Consider the following 17411-nt stretch of genomic DNA (forward strand, 5'->3'; position numbering starts at 1 on the left):
AGGACGATCCTACGTTTGAACCATGGGGGCGCATCAAGGGTCTCATGACGTCACATGCGCGGGAGTGCGGTCCCAGTCATCCGGAAGGGGTGGAATTGCCCAGTCCGGATCGGGGCGCCAGTGCTGCCAGTTGTCCGAAAAGGGCGGTCCCCAGGAGCGGATCACATCGATGGCCGCCTGCCCGGCCGCCCGCACGTCCCGCGCTTTTCCTTCTCCCATCAGGCCGGCGCGCTGGGCCTGTGCGAACTCGTCCTCGTCATGCCACTGCCAGGTGCCGTCGGGCCGCACAGAGATGTCCAGAAAGTGATCCTCGGAATCGATGCCTCCGGTCCAACGGACGCGTGGCTCCTCGAGGTTCACGTACCAGTTCTTGAACTGCCAGCCCGGCTCCCAGAACAGCCACACGGACCAGGGCTCGGCGGGTCTCGCCAGTTTCAGCACGCCCGTGCCGAACCAGCGGTCCCTGCTCAGGGCGCGGGGTTTGGTGTACCGGGTGGCGAGGGGCTCGCGGTGGACGGGCGTCCCGTCGGCGATCACGGGCTTCACGCACTCGGTCCCCGGCGCCATCCACACGGCGAGCAGCTCTTGAGTGTCCTGCACGACGGTGACGGGCCGACAGATGTGGAATCCTGCCCCGGCGTTCTCCTTGTACCGCCACAGCACGTGGGAGCCGGGTGCCCAGCGCGGTTCGTCACGCGGTTCGCTGCTCGTCGTAGGCGGCGCGTCATGCTCTGTCATGCACAGATATTAGTAGCCCTCGACCCCGCGGGCGGGGCCGAGGGGTGCGACGGCCTACGGCCGGGTCATCCGCAGTACGTCAAGCGCCTCGTCGAGCTGCGCGAGCGTGAGGTCGCCCCGGTCGACGTATCCGCCGTCGAGCACCACTTCCCGGATGGTCCTGCGCTCGGCGAGGGACTTCTTGGCGACCTTCGCCGCCTCCTCGTACCCGATGTACTTGTTCAACGGCGTGACCACCGACGGGGAGGACTCGGCGAACTCCCGGGCCCGCTCACGGTTGGCGGTGATCCCGTCGACGGTCCGGTCGGCGAGCAGCCGCGACACGTTCGACAGGAGGCGCACGGACTCCAGGACGTTCTTCGCGATCACCGGAAGCATCACGTTCAACTCGAAGTTGCCCGCGGCTCCGGCGGCGGCGACCGTCGCGTCATTGCCGGTGACCTGCGCGGCGACCATCAGGACCGCCTCCGGAATCACCGGATTCACCTTCCCCGGCATGATGGACGAACCGGGCTGCAAGTCGGGCAGGTTGATCTCGCCGAGTCCCGTCCGGGGCCCTGAAGCCATCCACCGAAGATCGTTGGCGATCTTCGTCAGGCCGACGCCGATCGTCCGCAGCTGCCCGCTCGTCTCGACGATCCCGTCCCGCGCGCCCTGCGCCTCGAAGTGGTCGCGCGCCTCGGTCAGCGGAAGCCCGGTGGCACGGGCCACCTCGCCGATCACGGCCGCCGAGAAACCGGCCGGGGTGTTGATCCCGGTGCCCACCGCCGTACCGCCCAGGGGCAGTTCGGCGAGGCGCGGCAGCGACGACCTGAGCCGCTCGACGCCGTAGCGGATCTGCGCCGCGTACCCCCCGAACTCCTGGCCCAGGGTCACCGGCGTCGCGTCCATGAGGTGCGTACGCCCGGACTTCACCACGTCGGCGAACTCCTCGGCCTTCCGTTCGAGCGAGGCCGCCAGGTGCTCGAGCGCCGGGATCAGGTCCCCCGTCACGGCCCCCGTGGCCGCGATGTGGATCGAGGACGGGAAGACGTCGTTCGACGACTGGGACGCGTTCACATGGTCGTTGGGGTGGACGTCACGCCCGAGCCGCTCCGACGCCAGCGTCGCGAGCACCTCGTTCGTGTTCATGTTGGACGACGTGCCGGACCCCGTCTGGAAGACGTCCACGGGGAACTGCTCGTCCCAGCGCCCTTCGGCCACCTCGCCCGCCGCGTCCGCGATCGCGCCCGCGATGTCCTTGTCGAGCACTCCGAGCTCGGCGTTGACCTTCGCCGCCGCGGCCTTGACCTGCGCGAGCGCCGCGATGTGCGCGCGTTCCAGGCGCTGCCCCGATACGGGGAAGTTCTCCACCGCCCGCTGCGTCTGGGCCCGCCACTTGGCGTGCGCGGGAACCCGCACCTCGCCCATGGAGTCGTGCTCGATCCGGTACGCGCCGCCGGCGTCCGGGCTCACGTCGCTGGTCATGCCTCGAACCTACCTCTCCGTCAAACCTCGCTGAAAAGTTGAGCACTTGTCTTGTTCTGGGTATTCCCAATGCTCCTACTGACCAGTAAAAACCGTGGGTAACACCAAACCGGGGAGGCGCAATGAAACGCATCAGACGCAGCCGCCAGGCCAGGCTGCGATGTACGTTCGCCGCGGCCGTCGCGATGGCGGCGATGCTCGGCACGGCCGCGGGCACGCCCGCTCAGGCGGCGGACGGCAAGGCGGCCGACGCCCAGGCGGCGGACGGCAAGGACCGGGGGAGCGCCGCACCCGCGTCGACGCCCCTGACGCCCGAACTGGAGAAGATCCGGGCGGACGAGGCCACCAAGCTCTACGGCGACCCGGCCGAGCGCCCGCTCGCCGACCGCAAGACCGGCCTGATCTCACTCGGCGACAGCGAGATCTCGGGGGAGGGCGTCGGAACGTACGAACCCGGCACCGACGGCCCCGTCAACTGGTGCCACCGCTCCCCTGACGCCGCGATCCACCACACCGGCATCCCCGCCGACGTGACGTACAACGTCGCCTGCTCGGGAGCGCAGACCGCCAACATCAAGATCGGCGGCCAGAAGCAGTACGCCGACGAACTGGTGCAGAGCGACAACCTCGCCATCAAGGCGCGCAACACCAAGATCAAGACGATCCTGCTCGTCATCGGCGCCAACGACGACCTCGAGTTCTCGTCCGTCATGACCGACTGCGTGACGCGCTTCCTGCTCAGCCAGGGCGCCTGCGCGGGCAAGTACAACGGAGGCTGGCAGGCGCGGGTCGACGGCCTGGTGCCCAAGGTCGAGCAGTCACTCCGCGACCTGAAGACCGTCATGAAGGACGCGGGCTATCAGGAGGGCGACTACAAGCTCGTCGCCATGGGCTACCCGAGCCCGATAGGACCGGACTTCAGGGACAACCCCAAGTTCCCGGGCAAGCTGGCCTGCGGCGGTCTCGGCTACGACTCCGACACGGAGTGGGGCCGCAACTATGCTGTTCCGACGTTCGAGACCGGTATGCGCAAGGCCGCGAAGAACGCGGGCGCGACCTACCTCGACAACTCCCGTCTCTTCCACGGCCATGAGGTCTGCATGGAGGACACCTGGGCGCGCGGTCTCTACGTGGACCTCTCCAACCCGTTCCCGCCGGACTCCAACTCCGTACGCCAGTCCTTCCACCCCAACGCCCGCGGCCACGCCGCGTTCGCGTCCTGCCTGACCCAGCTCTACAACTCCGGCTGGGGCGAGGGCGGTTGCGCGGACCCGGCGAGCACGGGCAGCCCGAAGCTCTACCAGGGCGGCTGGGACGACGCGTACAAGCCGCTCAAGAACGAGGGCACGGGGACGTGCGTCGACGTCGACGCGTCGAGCAGTCGCAACGGCACCAAGGTGCAGGGCTGGGACTGCACCGGAAACCGTAACCAGACGTGGTGGTACGACAGCGGGCTCGGGTCTCTGCACACCGGCCTGACCCAGGACCGCTGCCTGGACGTCCCCGGCACCGCCAAGGAAGGCACCGCCGTCACGCTGTGGAACTGCCACGGCGGCGCCAACCAGAAGTTCGTCCGCGAGGCGGGGACGCTGCGTCCCGCCGCCGCGAACGGGCTCTGCCTGACCCTGGCGGGGGGCAAGGAGCCGGTGCGGCTCCAGAAGTGCGCGGGTCAGGCGAACCAGCGGTTCGCCTGACAGCCTTCCTCAGCGGGAACTGCGCGTCCTTTCGCCGCGGGTGCCTCGTGGCTGGTCGCGCAGTTCCCCGCGCCCCTGACGGGGCGCACCCGCACCGTGCGTACTACGCCAGTCCGGGACCCCGCACCGGGATGGTCGTGAACGTCGGCTCCGGGGCCGGGTTCTGGAAGAAGTCGTTGCCCTTGTCGTCGACCACGATGAAGGCCGGGAAGTCCTCGACCTCGATCTTCCATACGGCTTCCATGCCGAGCTCCTCGTACTCGACGACCTCGACCTTCTTGATGCAGTCCTGCGCGAGCCGCGCCGCGGGGCCGCCGATCGAGCCCAGGTAGAAGCCGCCGTGCGCGTCACAGGCGTCGGTGACCTGCTTGGAGCGGTTGCCCTTGGCGAGCATGACCTTGGAGCCGCCCGCCGCCTGGAACTGCTCTACGTAGGAGTCCATCCGGCCCGCGGTGGTCGGGCCGAAGGAGCCTGACGCGTAACCCTCGGGGGTCTTGGCGGGGCCCGCGTAGTAGACGGGGTGGTCCTTCAGGTACTGCGGCATCTCCTCGCCCGCGTCGAGCCGCTCCTTGATCTTGGCGTGCGCGATGTCGCGGGCCACGACGAGCGGGCCGTTGAGGGAGAGGCGGGTCTTCACCGGGTGCTTGGTGAGCTCGGCGAGGATGGCGTCCATGGGCTGGTTCAGGTCGATCTTGACGACGTCAGCGGCCTCGTCGCCCTTGTCGAGGGTCTCGTCCGTGGTCTCCGGCAGGAACCGCGCCGGGTCCGTCTCCAGCTGCTCCAGGAAGACGCCCTCGGCGGTGATCTTCGCCGTGGCCTGGCGGTCGGCCGAGCAGGAGACGGCGATCGCCACGGGCAGCGAGGCGCCGTGGCGGGGCAGGCGCACCACGCGGACGTCGTGGCAGAAGTACTTGCCGCCGAACTGCGCGCCGATGCCGATCTTCTGTGTCAGCTCGAAGACCTTCTCCTCGAGCTCCTTGTCGCGGAAGCCGTGTCCGGTCGGGGCGCCTTCGGCGGGCAGCTCGTCCAGGTAGTGCGCGGAGGCGTACTTCGCGGTCTTCAGGGCGAACTCGGCGCTGGTGCCGCCGACGACGATGGCCAGGTGGTACGGCGGGCAGGCGGCCGTACCCAGGGAGCGGATCTTCTCCTCCAGGAACTTCATCATGGAGGCCTCGTTCAGGACGGCCTTCGTCTCCTGGTAGAGGAACGACTTGTTGGCCGAGCCGCCGCCCTTGGCCATGAAGAGGAACTTGTAGGCGCCGCCGTCGGTCGCGTACAGCTCGATCTGGGCCGGGAGATTGGAACCGGTGTTCTTCTCCTCCCACATGTTCAGGGGGGCCATCTGGGAGTAGCGCAGATTGAGCTTCGTGTACGCGTCGTAGATGCCGTGCGAGAGCGCCTTCTCGTCCTCACCTTCGGTGAGGACGTTCTGTCCGCGCTTGCCCATGACGATCGCCGTGCCGGTGTCCTGGCACATCGGCAGGACGCCCGCGGCGGCGATGTTCGCGTTCTTCAGGAGGTCGAGGGCCACGAACTTGTCGTTGCCCGAGGCCTCTGGGTCGTCCACGATGCGCCGCAGCTGGGCCAGGTGCGCGGGTCGCAGATAGTGCTGGATGTCGTGGATCGCCTCGGCGGCGAGCGTGCGCAGCGCTTCCGGATCGACCTTGAGGAACGTCCGCCCGTCGGCCTCGAAGGTGGCGACACCCTCGGAGGTCACCAGCCGGTACGGGGTGGTGTCCTCTCCCAGCGGGAGCAGATCGGCGTACTCAAACTCTGGCATTTACGGCCATTCCTCACTCGGCAGACAGCAGCGCGGCCTCCATTGGCGACGCGCCAACCAGCGTAGAACGCCCGAAGCGGGCCGAGCCTGTGAGGTAAGGCTCAGTACGGGGCTCCAGAGCGGTCCAGGAGGCTCCGGGGGGTAGTCGCGATCTATCGCGTCTGGGTACGCTGAGTGGTGTGGACCTAGAGAAGCGCCCCCAGCAGACCCACCCGGAACCGCAGCCGCCCGCGGGCCTGCGCGCGTCGGACGCCGACCGGGACCGCACGGCGGACATCCTCCGCGAGGCGCTCGCGGAGGGCAGGCTGACCGCCGAGGAGCACGGCGAGCGGATCGACGGGGTCTATCGCGCCAAGACCATGGGTGAACTGGAGCCGCTGGTCAGCGACTTGCCCGCGGCGCGCGGCGCGTCCTCCGGGGTGTCGGCGGCGCACGAACCCGCCCCCTCCCGCCCGTCGGACGGCGTGGTGCCCCCGGTCGCCGACGAGAACCTGGTCGCGGTCTTCAGCAGCTCCGTCCGCAAGGGCCGCTGGCGTGTGGCCCGCCGCACGCATGTGTACGCGATCTTCGGCAATGTCGAGATCGACCTGAGCGAGGCGATCTTCGAGCAGCGGCAGGTCGTCATCAAGGCGGTCTCCGTCTTCGGCAACGTGGAGATCTCCGTCCCGGAGAACATCTCGCTGCGGGGCAACGGCACCGGTGTGCTCGGCAACTTCGAGGTGGAGACGCTCGACTCGGCCGAGCAGGACGCCCCGGTCGTCTTCGTCGACGGCTTCGCGGTCCTCGGCAACATCGAGGCGAAGCCCAAGCGGGGCAAGCTCGTGCGGGACCTCCACAAGCAGCTGCGCAAGCACCTCGGCCACTGAATCGGCGACTGAACCGGCCACTGAAAGGGGCGCATCCGGTCACGCACTGGCGGCGTGGGCTTCCGTACATCGGAACTCAGTGCATAGGCGCGTACACAGCGGGTAGAGCTTGCTGCATCGTCTCTCGCTCGCGAAGCCGTCGTCAGGAGTAGACCCGTGCCGCAGCCGTCGCATCAGTCCCTGCAGGTCGCCGCCGTTCCGGCCCAGCGGGAACCAGTGCGCGATCGGAATCAGGATTCCCCATGGCACACGGAGGCAGTGTGCCGGCGGGACGAGGCCGGGCTGTTCTTCGCCCCGTCCAAGGAGCCGACCGCCTCCCGCCTGTCCCGCGAGGAAGCCGCGAAGCGCGTCTGCGGCGGCTGTCCCGTGATGGTGGAATGCCGGGAGCACGCCCTGCTCCAACCGGAGCCGTACGGCGTCTGGGGCGGCCTCACGGCCGCGGAGCGCCGCGTGGTGCTCGCCCGGCGGCGCCGGCGTGAGGTGGAGCTCCAGAAGGCGGTTCACACGACCGCGGGCCCGATCGCAGCCGCCGGATAGCTGGCTAGCCGGACAGCCGGATAGGCGGACAGCTTTTCCGTACGCCGTCCGTACGTTGTTCGTACGCCGTCCGTACGACGGAGGGGGCGTCCCCCGCACGGGGCGCCCCCTCCGACGTACTCCGACTTGCTTGTTGCCCGGCTTGTCGCCCCGGCCCTACTTGGCGCGGTCGAAGTCGACGGCGCTGTAGGCGCGCAGCTTCGCGAGCCGGTGATCGGAGTCGATCTTGCGGATCGTGCCCGACTTGGAGCGCATGACGAGCGACGACGTCGAGGCCGTCTCCGCGGCGTAGCGCACGCCCTGGAGCAGTTCGCCGTCGGTGATGCCGGTCGCGACGAAGAAGACGTTGTCCCCGCTGACCAGGTCGGTCGTCGAGAGCGTACGGTCCAGGTCGTGGCCCGCGTCGATCGCGCGCTGCCGCTCGGCGTCGTCCTTCGGCCACAGCTTGCCCTGGATCACGCCGCCAAGGCACTTGATCGCGCAGGCCGAGATGATGCCTTCGGGGGTGCCGCCGATGCCCATGAGCATGTCGACTCCGGTGCCTTCGCGCACGGCCATGACCGAACCGGCCACATCGCCGTCCGAGATGAACTTGATGCGCGCGCCGGTCTCGCGGATCTCCTTGACGATGCCCTCGTGGCGGGGGCGGTCCAGGATCATGACCGTGACGTCCTCGGGCGCGCGGCCCTTGGCCTTGGCGACGCGGCGGATGTTGACGGAGGCCGGGGCGTTGATGTCCACGTAGTCGGCGGCCTCGGGGCCCGTGACCAGCTTGTCCATGTAGAACACGGCCGACGGGTCGAACATGGTGCCGCGGTCGGCGGCGGCGAGCACGGCGATCGCGTTCGGCATTCCCTTCGCGCACAGGGTCGTACCGTCGATCGGGTCGACGGCGATGTCGACCTCGGCGCCGGTGCCGTCACCGATGTGCTCCCCGTTGAAGAGCATCGGGGCCTCGTCCTTCTCGCCCTCACCGATGACGACGATGCCGTTCATCGAGACGGTGGAGACGAGGGTCCGCATGGCCCTGACGGCAGCGCCGTCGGCACCGATCTTGTCGCCGCGGCCGACCCAGCGGCCCGCTGCCATGGCGGCGGCCTCGGTGACCCGGACGAGCTCCAGGGCGAGGTTGCGGTCGGGAGCCTCGGGCGAGACTTCGAGCTCGGAAGGGAGATGATGCTCGGTCATCGGAGAGCACCTTTCTGCTGATACAAAAAAGTGGCGCGCCCGCAGGGCGTCCTTGGAAGGGCGGTGGTGGGAGACGGGAGGGCGGCCGGATGAGGGTGTGTCCTTGACTCTATCCGTAGGCCGACAAAATGAGCAGAGGGCCCCACGCATGAGCGGATCGGGCGCTTGTCGGTCGTTTGGGGAGCACCGGGGGAAGAGGTGTGTTCGGCGCCTGAGACCATGGGGGCGTGGCAGGCAGACAAGGCAAGCAGACCGTGAAGAACATGGTGTGGTCGATGGCGGTGATCGGCGTCGCCACCGGCGCGATATACATCTTCATCCCGCATGACGAGTCCAAGAGCCCCACCAAGCGTGTCGACTACCGGGTGGAGCTGCTGAGCGCGCGCCGGGCCGCCGCGTATCCGGTGGCGGCTCCCGAGGGTCTGGCCAAGACCTGGAAGCCGACGTCGGTGCGGTTCAACGGCGCGGAGAACGACAGCTGGCACCTGGGCTTCCTCGACCCGTCCGGGGAGTACGTCCAGATCAAGCAGTCCACGGCGAAGCCCTCCGAGTTCATCGAAGAGGCGACGCAGCAGGCGTCGAAGACGAAGGCCACCGAGGAGATCGGCGGCAAGACGTGGCAGCGGTACAAGGGGCGGACGTACGACGCCCTCGTGCTCCAGGACAAGGGGGCCACGACGGTGGTCGCGGGCACGGCGTCGTTCGGGGAGCTGGGCGAGATGGTGAAGGCCCTGAAGACTTCTTGAGCGCTCGAGCTCGAGAGAGGGCCCCCGGCGGTTAGCGCCGGGGGCCCTCTCTCATGGCTCTTGCGGGTGGTTTCTCAGTCTCAGACGGTCTCGATGACCTGGTCGAGCTCGAGGCGCGGGGAGCGCGGGAACCAGGCGTCCTCGCCGGGCTTGCCGATGTTGATGACCATCAGCGGGGAGTGGTCGCCGTCCAGGAACTCCTTCTGGAGGCCGGCGCCGTCGAAGCCGGTCATCGGGCCCGCGGCCAGGCCTGCGGCACGCACGCCGATGATGAAGTACGCGGCCTGCATCGTGGCGTTGAGGTGCGCGGCACCTTCGCGGGCCGGGCGCTCCGAGAAGAACAAGTCCTTGGCCTGCGGGAAGTGCGGGAGCAGCGCCGGGAGCTCGTGGTGGAACTCGTTGTCGGCGGAGAGGATCGCGACGAGCGGGGCGGACGCGGTCTTCGGCTGGTTGCCCTCGGCCATGTGCTTGACCAGGCGCTCACGGGCCTCGGGGGAGCGGACCAGCGTGATGCGCAGCGGCGACTGGTTGAAGGCGGTCGGACCGAACTTGATCAGGTCGTAGATCGCCTGTACCTGCTCGTCGGTGACCGGCTCATCGGTGAAGGTGTTCGCGGTGCGGGCCTCGCGGAAGAGCAGGTCCTGGGCGGCGGGGTCAAGGACGAGAGACATGGATCAACCTTCTCGGTGCGTACGCGGATCAGCTTGCGTCACCGACGGTACGGCGTTGCGGTTTAAGTTTCAACAAAATCTGGAGCATGGTGATCCGCTTCACAGCTGCCGGTAGGTGGCTGAGAGGGGGGAGGCTGGTGAGCGCCTGGGCGGGGTGCGGGCGGGTGCGCCTACTCCCCGTCCCCGTCGCCATCCTCATCGCCGTCCCCGTCCGGCCCCGCCAGGGCCGCGTCGAGGCGGGCGCGGGCGCCGTCGAGCCAGCGGCGGCACACCTTGGCCAGCTCCTCGCCGCGCTCCCAGAGGGCGAGTGACTCCTCCAATGTTGTGCCGCCCGTCTCCAGGCGGCGTACGACCTCGATGAGCTCGTCCCGCGCCTGCTCGTAGCCGAGTGCGTCGGCGGGGCCCGTGGCCTCGTCAGTCTTGCTGGTCATGTGCCCCACCCTAAATGTCGTTTCGTACGGCTTCTGCGGCACGCACTGCTACCTGGCTACTGCTACTTCTCATACCGCTCGCACGGTGAACTCGCCCTCGGCGACCCGCGCCCTCAACTCCTCGTCGGCAGCCACCTCGCCCGCATCCCGCACCACCGCACCGTCCGCCTTCTGAAGCACCGCGTACCCCCGCTGGAGCGTCGCGGCGGGGGAGAGGCCCACCACGCGCGCGTGGGTGTGCGTCAGCTCCGACTCGGCGCGGTCGAGCAGATGCCCGAGCGTGCGGCGGCTGCGGTCGACGAGCGCCGAGACCTGCTCCTCGCGCTCTTCGATCATGCGGTGCGGATTCTCCATGGAGGGACGGGCGAGGGCGTGGGCGAGCCCGCGGTCCTCGCGGTCGAGGAAGGCGTCCACGCAGCGCCGGGCCCGGTCCCGCAGCCAGCGCACGCGCTCGTACTCCTCGCCGACGTCCGGCACGACCTTCTTGGCGGCGTCGGTCGGAGTGGAGGCGCGCAGGTCGGCCACGTAATCGAGCAGGGGGTTGTCCGGCTCGTGCCCGATCGCGGAGACGACGGGCGTACGACAGGAGGCGACGGCTCGCACCAGCTGCTCGTCCGAGAACGGCAGAAGATCCTCCACACTGCCGCCGCCCCGTGCCACGATGATCACGTCCACGGCGTCGAGAGCGTCAAGATCCTTCACGGCCTGCACGACCTGCGGCACGGCGTGCACGCCCTGGACGGGGACGTTGCGCACCTCGAAGCGGACGGCGGGCCAGCGGTGCCTCGCGTTCTCCAGGATGTCCCGCTCGGCGGCGGACGCGCGGCCGGTGACGAGCCCGATGAGCTGGGGAAGGAAGGGCAGTGCCTTCTTCCGGTCGGCCGCGAAAAGCCCCTCCCCGGCGAGGTTCTTCTTCAACTGCTCGATCCGCGCGAGCAGTTCGCCCACTCCGACGGGCTTTATCTCGACGGCCCGCAGGGACAGCTGCCCCCGCGGTGCGTACCACTCGGGCTTGGCGTGGACGACGACTCGGGCGCCCTCGGAGACGACGTCCGCGACGGCGTCGAACACCTGGCGGTAACAGGTGACGCTGACGGAGATGTCGTGCGAGGGATCGCGCAGCGTCATGAATACGACACCCGCGCCGGGCCTGCGGGACAGCTGGGTGATCTGCCCCTCGACCCACACGGCACCGAGCCGATCGATCCACCCACCGATGAGCCGCGACACCTCGCCGACGGGCAGCGGGGCATCAGCTGACGTGTTCAAAGCCATGAGCCGAGCGTATCGGCAGGGTCTGACACGACGGGGTTCCCGTTTCGTCCTGCGCTGAGGATCGGACGCCGGGCAATCGGATGGGCGGGCAATCGGATGGGCGGGCGGGAAACATCCGCCGCGACGCGGCGGGCTAGGACTCCCCACGACGAGCCCGCTGGGCAAAGAGCACAACAAGCCCCACGGCGAACCAGATAGCACCCACCACCTGCGCGGACCCCGCAGCTTCGACAATCACCGCGATGGTGATCGCGGCCCCGAGCACCGGAACCAGGACGTGCCGCCACCAGCTGAAGGAACCCCCTTGCCGTCGTACGGCGAACCACCCCACCACGCTCGCGTGCAACAGCACGAACGCCGTCAACGCCCCGACATTGACCACCGACACCAGGTGATCCATCCCGTCGTCCCGCCGCGCCGCCCACACCGCCGCCACCAGCGTCACCACGGCCGCGCACAGCAACGCGAGCCGAGGCGTCCCGGAGTCGGTCTTCGACAGCGCCCCCGGCAGCCGCCGGTCACGAGCCATGGCGAAGAGAAGCCGCCCAGCGGCCGCCTGCCCGGCCAGCGCGGCGAACGCCGCGCCGATCGCCTTGCTGACGGCCACCAGGTCATGGAGCCAGTCCCCGACTCCCGCGTCGACCGCATCGTAGAAAGCGGACCCCTGCGCGGCGGGCTTCGCCGCGAGCTCGGCGGACGACACCGGTTCAAGGAGAGCGACGAGATAGGTCTGGGCGATGAACAGCACACCCGCGAGCGCCAGACAGAACAGCACGGCCCGCGCCACCTTCGCCGAGCCCCCCGTAACCTCCTCCGCGAACGAGGCGATCGCGTCGAAGCCCAAATACGAGAGCACCGCCACCGACACCGCCCCCACCACCGCGCCCAGCGCGAACGCGCCCTGCGAGCCGTCCCCGCTCAGCGGTGAGAGCCAGCCCCGCTGTGCCCCGTCCCGCGCGAGGACGACGATCGCCGACACCATGAAGACCAGCAGAACCACGATCTCCATCGCCAGCACCAGGAACCCGACCCGTGCGGCGGCCCGTACCCCCCACAGGTTCAGCGCGGTCGTCACCAGGACCGCGATCGCCGTCCACACCCACCGGGACACGGAGGGCACGAGCGCCTCCATGGCGATCCCGGAGAAGAGATAGGCGACGGCCGGGATGAGGAGATAGTCGAGCATCGCCATCCACCCGGCGATGAAACCGGGGCCGTTACCGAGCCCCACGCGCGCGTAGGCGAAGACCGACCCCGCCTTGGGGACCACCCTCACCATCTGGGCATAGCTGAACGCGGTGAACGCCATCGCGATCGTGGCGATGATGTAGACGAGCGCCACGGCCCCGTGCGACTTGGCATCGAGCGTCCCGAAGACACCCACCGGTGCCATCGGGGCGATGAACAGCAACCCGTAGACGACAAGATCACGGAAGCCGAGACTGCGCCGAAGGCCGTCCCCTTCAGCAGCGGTACCGGGATGGGCATGGGCGCCGGCCGTCGGGTCTGAGTTACCGGAGTGAGCGGACATCGTGCCTCCGTAAGTGAACGCAGGCCACCAGTCTCCCCAAGAAGCCGATCTTTGACGCGCTGGGCTCGGCCTTCCGCGCGCTGGGCTCGGCCGTACGCGCACTGGGCTCGGCCTTACGATGGTGCGTATGACTGCTTCGACTCCTGCCCGCCGAGTCCTGCTCGCCGCCCCCCGCGGCTACTGCGCGGGTGTGGACCGTGCCGTGATCGCCGTCGAGAAGGCCCTTGAGCAGTACGGGTCCCCGATCTATGTCCGCCACGAGATCGTTCACAACAAGTACGTCGTGCAGACCCTGGAGAAGAAGGGTGCGATCTTCGTCGACCAGACGGATGAGGTCCCCGAGGGCTCCATCGTCATGTTCTCCGCGCACGGAGTCGCACCGACGGTCCACGCGGAGGCCGCCGAGCGGAAGCTCGCGACGATCGACGCGACGTGCCCCCTGGTCACGAAGGTCCACAAGGAAGCCGTCCGGTTCGCCAATGACGACTTCGACATCCTCCTGATCGGCCACGAGGGCCACGAGGAAGTCATCGGTACGTCCGGTGAGGCGCCCGACCACATCACGCTCGTCGACGGCCCGGAGGACGTCGCGAACGTCGAGGTCAGGGACCCGGACAGGGTCGTCTGGCTCTCCCAGACCACGCTCTCGGTCGACGAGACCATGGAGACGGTCGACGCGCTCAAGACCAAGTTCCCCGGCCTGATCTCCCCTCCGAGCGACGACATCTGCTACGCGACGCAGAACCGCCAGATCGCGGTGAAGAAGCTGGCGGAGGACGCCGAGCTCGTCATCGTCGTCGGCTCCAAGAACTCATCGAACTCGATCCGGATGGTCGAGGTCGCCCTCGACGCCGGCGCCCCCGCCTCACACCTGGTGGACGGCGCCGACGAGATCGACGAGGCGTGGCTGGAAGGCGTGACCACGGTGGGCCTCACCTCGGGCGCATCCGTCCCCGACGTCCTGGTGGACGGCGTCATCGAGTGGCTGGCCGAGCGGGGCTACGGAGACGTGGAGACGGTGAAGACGGCCGACGAGTCGATCACCTTCTCGCTGCCCAAGGAGCTCCGCCGCGACCTGCGCGCAGAGGCCGCGGAGCTCTCACAGAAGTAACGCGAGGGTCAGGCACTGCCCGTAACGTGGGTCACATGCAGATCTTCGGTGTGGACATCGGCGGATCAGGGATCAAGGGCGCGCCCGTTGACCTGGACCGCGGAGACCTGGCACAAGAGCGGCACAAGGTCCTGACCCCGCATCCGGCCACGCCCGACGGCGTGGTCGACAAGGTGCGCGAGGTCGTCGAGCACTTCGGTTGGAAGGGCCCCGTCGGCGCCACGTTCCCCGGCGTGATCGCGGGCGGCACGGCGCGCACGGCGGCCAACGTGGACAAGAGCTGGATCGGCACGGACATCCAGAAACTGGTCACGGACCGGCTCGGCGGCGGCGCCCCCGTCACCGTCCTGAACGACGCGGACGCGGCGGGCGTGGCCGAGATGCACTTCGGCGCGGGCCGCGACCGCAAGGGCACGGTCATCCTGCTCACCTTCGGCACGGGTATCGGCAGCGCCTTGTTCACCGGCGGCCGCCTGGTCCCGAACACAGAGCTCGGCCACCTCGAACTCCACGGCCACGACGCCGAGAAGCGCGCCTCGTCCAAGGCCAAGGAGGACGGGGAGCTGACCTGGGAGCACTGGGCGCACCGCGTCCAGAAGTATCTGGCGCACGTAGAGATGCTGTTCTCGCCCGAGCTCTTCATCATCGGCGGCGGCGTGAGCCGAAAGGCTCAGAAGTTCCTGCCGCTGATCAAGGGCATCAAGGCCGAGCTCGTCCCGGCGGAGTTGCAGAACAACGCGGGCATCGTGGGCGCGGCGATGGCGGCGGCGGGCGAGGCGTAGCCCTCCCTGGGGCTTCAAGCGGTGGGCATACGCCGCTTGGCGCCCTTCCCCGTCCCTTTCCCCGTCCCTTTCCCTGTCCCCTTGGCCGCCCCCTTCGGCCCTCGCGGCGGCCTGGAGGCAACCGCACCGGCCGCCCTCGCCCGCCGCCGCTGCCCCATGAGCTTGATCCTGCGGACGGCCACGACAAGACCGGCGGCCAGCGTCCCGGCGTACAGCCAGCCCGCTTCCAGCGCGAGGGACGTGATCAGGCTCATGAAGTGCCCGCCGAATCCCCCATTGCCCCCCGAGACCGGGATGAGGCCGACAGCGAAGGCGATCGGCACGGCGATCGGCGCCGTCACCAGGTCCGCGGGCCGCACCCACAGGGCGGTCAGCACGCTCACCGGCACGAAGAGCACGCCGTAGGCGACGACCGAACTGCCGAAGAGCAGCCACAACAGGCAGCCGAGCAGGAACATCGCCGCGGCACAGAAGAGCCCGCTGCCGAGCCCCGTGAGACGCGGGTTCGGCATACCGCGCAGCGTGCGGTAGAGCGGCAACGCGCGCAGTTTGCGTACGAAGGGGGGGACGGGGCGGCTGGGCCGGGACGCGGCGCGGTAGACCACCGCCGATTCGGCGGACCTGCTGCCCTGCGGGGGCAGGGGCGCGGTGCGTCGTGGCCGGGCCGGAGGCTGAGGGGGACGCGTCCTGTGTTGCTCCACCGGACCAACCTAGGTCGAGCCATACCGATAATCCTGCCTGGGACACGCGCTTTGGCCGACCTTGGCCAAGCGTTCGATACTCGCGCGATACGCCGACGAGGGCGAGGCAAGCACGCCGTAGACTGGGGGATCGCCCTGAGGTCGCTCCGGCCCTACGGTCCTCCGGCCTCCGGGCCGTCCACTCACAGACTCACGTACGGGAAGTCGCAACGTGTCGCTCACGATCGGAATCGTCGGTCTGCCCAATGTCGGCAAGTCGACCCTGTTCAACGCCCTGACCAAGAACGACGTCCTTGCGGCCAACTACCCGTTCGCCACGATCGAGCCGAACGTCGGCGTGGTAGGCGTCCCTGACCCCCGCCTGACGAAACTGGCCGAGATCTTCTCCTCCCAGAAGATCCTCCCGGCGACGGTCGACTTCGTCGACATCGCGGGCATCGTGCGCGGCGCGAGCGAAGGCGAGGGCCTGGGCAACAAGTTCCTCGCGAACATCCGCGAGTCGGACGCGATCTGCCAGGTCATCCGTGCCTTCAAGGACGAGAACGTCGTGCACGTGGACGGCAAGGTCTCGCCCAAGGACGACATCGAGACGATCAACACCGAGCTGATCCTCGCCGACCTCCAGACCATCGAGAAGGTCCTGCCCCGCCTCCAGAAGGAGTCGCGGATCAAGAAGGACATCGGCCCGAAGGTGAAGGCGGTCGAGGAGGCCCAGGCGATCCTCGAAAAGGGCGACACGCTCTTCTCGGCGGGCATCGTCCAGGGCTCCGGCAACGAGGAACTGCTCCACGACCTCCACCTCCTCACGACCAAGCCCTTCCTCTACGTCTTCAACGTGGACGAGGACGAACTGACGGACGACGACTTCAAGGCCGCGCAGAGCGCCCTGGTCGCCCCCGCCGAGGCCATCTTCCTCAACGCCAAGCTGGAGCAGGACCTCGCCGAGCTGGACGACGAGGAAGCCCTCGAGCTCCTCCAGTCCGTCGGCCAGGAAGAGCCGGGCCTGGCCACCCTCGCCCACGTCGGCTTCCGCACCCTCGGCCTCCAGACCTACCTCACGGCAGGCCCCAAGGAGTCCCGCGCCTGGACGATCTCCCAGGGCGCCACGGCCCCCGAGGCGGCCGGCGTGATCCACACCGACTTCCAGAAGGGCTTCATCAAGGCCGAGGTCATCTCCTTCGCGGACCTGGTCGACACGGGCTCGGTCGCCGACGCCCGCGCGGCGGGCAAGGCGCGCATGGAGGGCAAGGAGTATGTGATGCAGGATGGGGATGTGGTGGAGTTCCGGTTCAATGTGTAGCGGGTGACATATCGCCACGTCACTGATCTGGCAAACATGCAGGTCAGGGAGGGTCCGGCTCTTCGGGGTCGGGCCCTTTGCGTTTTCCCGTGCTGGGATAGCTGACCCCTCGTCACCTGTCATCACCTCTGATCATCCCTACCGTGCTGGGATGGTGCTGGGATGGGATGAGAACGCCCGTGCTGGGTTGCGGACTGGTTCTGGGTGAGCGGGCAGGTGGAAGGTCCTGCTTTGCCCTGCCTCGGCCGGAGTGCGTGGATCGGTCGGCAGCGGGGCTCAGTACGAGCGAGGCCCGTACGGACTCCAGCTGCGGAGGAAGGGCGCGAGGTCGGCGGCGCCGGGCTTCGACGGGGTGGGGAGCTTGGGCGCCGAGGCGGTCTCGGTGAGGCGTTGGAGGTGCGTGGCTGCGAACGCGAGCCATTCCTCGATCTCGGCCCTCTCCTCGCCGGGCGGGAGCGCTGCGGCGTGAGTGCGTACGGCGGCCAAATAGTCGGCGAGGCGTGTGGCTCGGTGCCAGGCTTCGGCCTGCTCTTCGAGGTGCTTGACGTGGTGGGCGTGCGCGTAGGCGGTGCGGGCTTCTTGCATGGCGGTTT

Annotated in this window: 17 protein-coding genes; 7 read left to right on the forward strand and 10 right to left on the reverse strand. The window is 68.7% G+C overall.

Going from position 1 to position 17411, the window contains the following annotated elements; all coding sequences use genetic code 11:
* Positions 1–42 precede the first annotated feature (42 nt).
* Positions 43–738 (reverse strand): DUF402 domain-containing protein, encoded by a 696-nt coding sequence (locus ACGFSB_RS19175; RefSeq protein ID WP_393400397.1) that lies wholly within the window; start codon positions 736–738, stop codon positions 43–45.
* A 54-nt stretch (positions 739–792) separates the two neighbouring features.
* On the reverse strand, positions 793–2205 hold the full coding sequence (locus ACGFSB_RS19180) for a class II fumarate hydratase (RefSeq protein WP_393400400.1): 1413 nt from the start codon (positions 2203–2205) through the stop codon (positions 793–795).
* 122 nt (positions 2206–2327) lie between these two features.
* Between ACGFSB_RS19180 and ACGFSB_RS19185 the strand changes: the two genes are divergently transcribed.
* Complete coding sequence (locus tag ACGFSB_RS19185) at positions 2328–3899, forward strand: ricin-type beta-trefoil lectin domain protein (RefSeq protein WP_393400402.1); 1572 nt, start codon at positions 2328–2330, stop codon at positions 3897–3899.
* A 103-nt stretch (positions 3900–4002) separates the two neighbouring features.
* On the opposite strand, the gene ACGFSB_RS19190 is transcribed toward ACGFSB_RS19185, so the two are convergent.
* The gene (locus ACGFSB_RS19190; protein ID WP_393400405.1) at positions 4003–5679 is read right to left on the reverse strand and encodes a fumarate hydratase; all 1677 of its coding nucleotides are present in this window, start codon (positions 5677–5679) and stop codon (positions 4003–4005) included.
* Positions 5680–5858: 179 nt separating this feature from the next.
* Here ACGFSB_RS19190 and ACGFSB_RS19195 point away from each other — a divergent pair, with 179 nt between their 5' ends.
* Both ACGFSB_RS19195 and ACGFSB_RS19200 read left to right on the forward strand, forming a co-directional pair.
* A complete protein-coding gene (locus tag ACGFSB_RS19195) occupies positions 5859–6545 on the forward strand; it encodes a DUF1707 domain-containing protein (RefSeq protein ID WP_393400408.1) in 687 nt (228 codons plus the stop codon).
* Positions 6546–6701: 156 nt separating this feature from the next.
* Entirely contained in the window at positions 6702–7082 is a 381-nt protein-coding gene (locus ACGFSB_RS19200; RefSeq protein ID WP_393400410.1) for a WhiB family transcriptional regulator, read from the forward strand.
* A 156-nt stretch (positions 7083–7238) separates the two neighbouring features.
* On the opposite strand, the gene glpX is transcribed toward ACGFSB_RS19200, so the two are convergent.
* Positions 7239–8270, reverse strand: coding sequence for a class II fructose-bisphosphatase (gene glpX, locus ACGFSB_RS19205; protein ID WP_393400412.1), 1032 nt, complete (start codon positions 8268–8270; stop codon positions 7239–7241).
* A gap of 227 nt (positions 8271–8497) precedes the next feature.
* Here glpX and ACGFSB_RS19210 point away from each other — a divergent pair, with 227 nt between their 5' ends.
* Positions 8498–9016 carry a DUF4245 domain-containing protein gene (locus ACGFSB_RS19210; protein ID WP_393400415.1) on the forward strand — a complete coding sequence of 173 codons (519 nt, stop codon included), beginning with the start codon at positions 8498–8500 and terminating at the stop codon, positions 9014–9016.
* An 80-nt stretch (positions 9017–9096) separates the two neighbouring features.
* On the opposite strand, the gene ACGFSB_RS19215 is transcribed toward ACGFSB_RS19210, so the two are convergent.
* The 4 genes from ACGFSB_RS19215 to ACGFSB_RS19230 form a co-directional block, all read right to left on the reverse strand.
* Positions 9097–9687 (reverse strand): malonic semialdehyde reductase, encoded by a 591-nt coding sequence (locus tag ACGFSB_RS19215; protein ID WP_393400418.1) that lies wholly within the window; start codon positions 9685–9687, stop codon positions 9097–9099.
* 170 nt (positions 9688–9857) lie between these two features.
* Positions 9858–10118: an exodeoxyribonuclease VII small subunit gene (locus ACGFSB_RS19220; RefSeq protein WP_393400421.1), complete on the reverse strand. Its 261-nt coding sequence runs from the start codon at positions 10116–10118 to the stop codon at positions 9858–9860.
* Positions 10119–10187: 69 nt separating this feature from the next.
* Complete coding sequence (gene xseA / locus ACGFSB_RS19225) at positions 10188–11393, reverse strand: exodeoxyribonuclease VII large subunit (RefSeq protein WP_393400424.1); 1206 nt, start codon at positions 11391–11393, stop codon at positions 10188–10190.
* Positions 11394–11526: 133 nt separating this feature from the next.
* A complete protein-coding gene (locus tag ACGFSB_RS19230; RefSeq protein WP_393400427.1) occupies positions 11527–12924 on the reverse strand; it encodes an APC family permease in 1398 nt (465 codons plus the stop codon).
* Positions 12925–13042: 118 nt separating this feature from the next.
* Here ACGFSB_RS19230 and ACGFSB_RS19235 point away from each other — a divergent pair, with 118 nt between their 5' ends.
* Both ACGFSB_RS19235 and ppgK read left to right on the forward strand, forming a co-directional pair.
* On the forward strand, positions 13043–14035 hold the full coding sequence (locus tag ACGFSB_RS19235) for a 4-hydroxy-3-methylbut-2-enyl diphosphate reductase (RefSeq protein ID WP_393400430.1): 993 nt from the start codon (positions 13043–13045) through the stop codon (positions 14033–14035).
* 35 nt (positions 14036–14070) lie between these two features.
* The gene (gene ppgK / locus ACGFSB_RS19240) at positions 14071–14817 is read left to right on the forward strand and encodes a polyphosphate--glucose phosphotransferase (protein ID WP_393400433.1); all 747 of its coding nucleotides are present in this window, start codon (positions 14071–14073) and stop codon (positions 14815–14817) included.
* A 14-nt stretch (positions 14818–14831) separates the two neighbouring features.
* On the opposite strand, the gene ACGFSB_RS19245 is transcribed toward ppgK, so the two are convergent.
* On the reverse strand, positions 14832–15518 hold the full coding sequence (locus ACGFSB_RS19245; RefSeq protein WP_393400436.1) for a DUF6542 domain-containing protein: 687 nt from the start codon (positions 15516–15518) through the stop codon (positions 14832–14834).
* Positions 15519–15729: 211 nt separating this feature from the next.
* On the opposite strand from ACGFSB_RS19245, the gene ychF reads away from it, so the two are divergent.
* Positions 15730–16818 (forward strand): redox-regulated ATPase YchF, encoded by a 1089-nt coding sequence (gene ychF / locus ACGFSB_RS19250; RefSeq protein ID WP_393400439.1) that lies wholly within the window; start codon positions 15730–15732, stop codon positions 16816–16818.
* 276 nt (positions 16819–17094) lie between these two features.
* Here the strand turns inward: ychF and ACGFSB_RS19255 are convergent, their stop codons facing one another.
* Positions 17095–17403: a hypothetical protein gene (locus tag ACGFSB_RS19255; RefSeq protein ID WP_393400442.1), complete on the reverse strand. Its 309-nt coding sequence runs from the start codon at positions 17401–17403 to the stop codon at positions 17095–17097.
* Between the last annotated feature and the right edge of the window lie 8 nt (positions 17404–17411).

The organism is Streptomyces sp. NPDC048441 (assembly GCF_043200235.1).
GTDB lineage: Bacteria > Actinomycetota > Actinomycetes > Streptomycetales > Streptomycetaceae > Streptomyces.

What these genes read in the sequence shown, in the direction of transcription:
- ACGFSB_RS19175 (WP_393400397.1), bottom strand. Translation starts at nt 738, where the DNA reads ATGACAGAGCATGACGCGCCGCCTACGACGAGCAGCGAACCGCGTGAC.
- ACGFSB_RS19180 (WP_393400400.1), bottom strand. Translation starts at nt 2,205, where the DNA reads ATGACCAGCGACGTGAGCCCGGACGCCGGCGGCGCGTACCGGATCGAG.
- ACGFSB_RS19185 (WP_393400402.1), top strand. Translation starts at nt 2,328, where the DNA reads ATGAAACGCATCAGACGCAGCCGCCAGGCCAGGCTGCGATGTACGTTC.
- ACGFSB_RS19190 (WP_393400405.1), bottom strand. Translation starts at nt 5,679, where the DNA reads ATGCCAGAGTTTGAGTACGCCGATCTGCTCCCGCTGGGAGAGGACACC.
- glpX (WP_393400412.1), bottom strand. Translation starts at nt 8,270, where the DNA reads ATGACCGAGCATCATCTCCCTTCCGAGCTCGAAGTCTCGCCCGAGGCT.
- ACGFSB_RS19215 (WP_393400418.1), bottom strand. Translation starts at nt 9,687, where the DNA reads ATGTCTCTCGTCCTTGACCCCGCCGCCCAGGACCTGCTCTTCCGCGAG.
- ACGFSB_RS19220 (WP_393400421.1), bottom strand. Translation starts at nt 10,118, where the DNA reads ATGACCAGCAAGACTGACGAGGCCACGGGCCCCGCCGACGCACTCGGC.
- xseA (WP_393400424.1), bottom strand. Translation starts at nt 11,393, where the DNA reads ATGGCTTTGAACACGTCAGCTGATGCCCCGCTGCCCGTCGGCGAGGTG.
- ACGFSB_RS19230 (WP_393400427.1), bottom strand. Translation starts at nt 12,924, where the DNA reads ATGTCCGCTCACTCCGGTAACTCAGACCCGACGGCCGGCGCCCATGCC.
- ACGFSB_RS19235 (WP_393400430.1), top strand. Translation starts at nt 13,043, where the DNA reads ATGGTGCGTATGACTGCTTCGACTCCTGCCCGCCGAGTCCTGCTCGCC.
- ppgK (WP_393400433.1), top strand. Translation starts at nt 14,071, where the DNA reads ATGCAGATCTTCGGTGTGGACATCGGCGGATCAGGGATCAAGGGCGCG.
- ACGFSB_RS19255 (WP_393400442.1), bottom strand. Translation starts at nt 17,403, where the DNA reads ATGCAAGAAGCCCGCACCGCCTACGCGCACGCCCACCACGTCAAGCAC.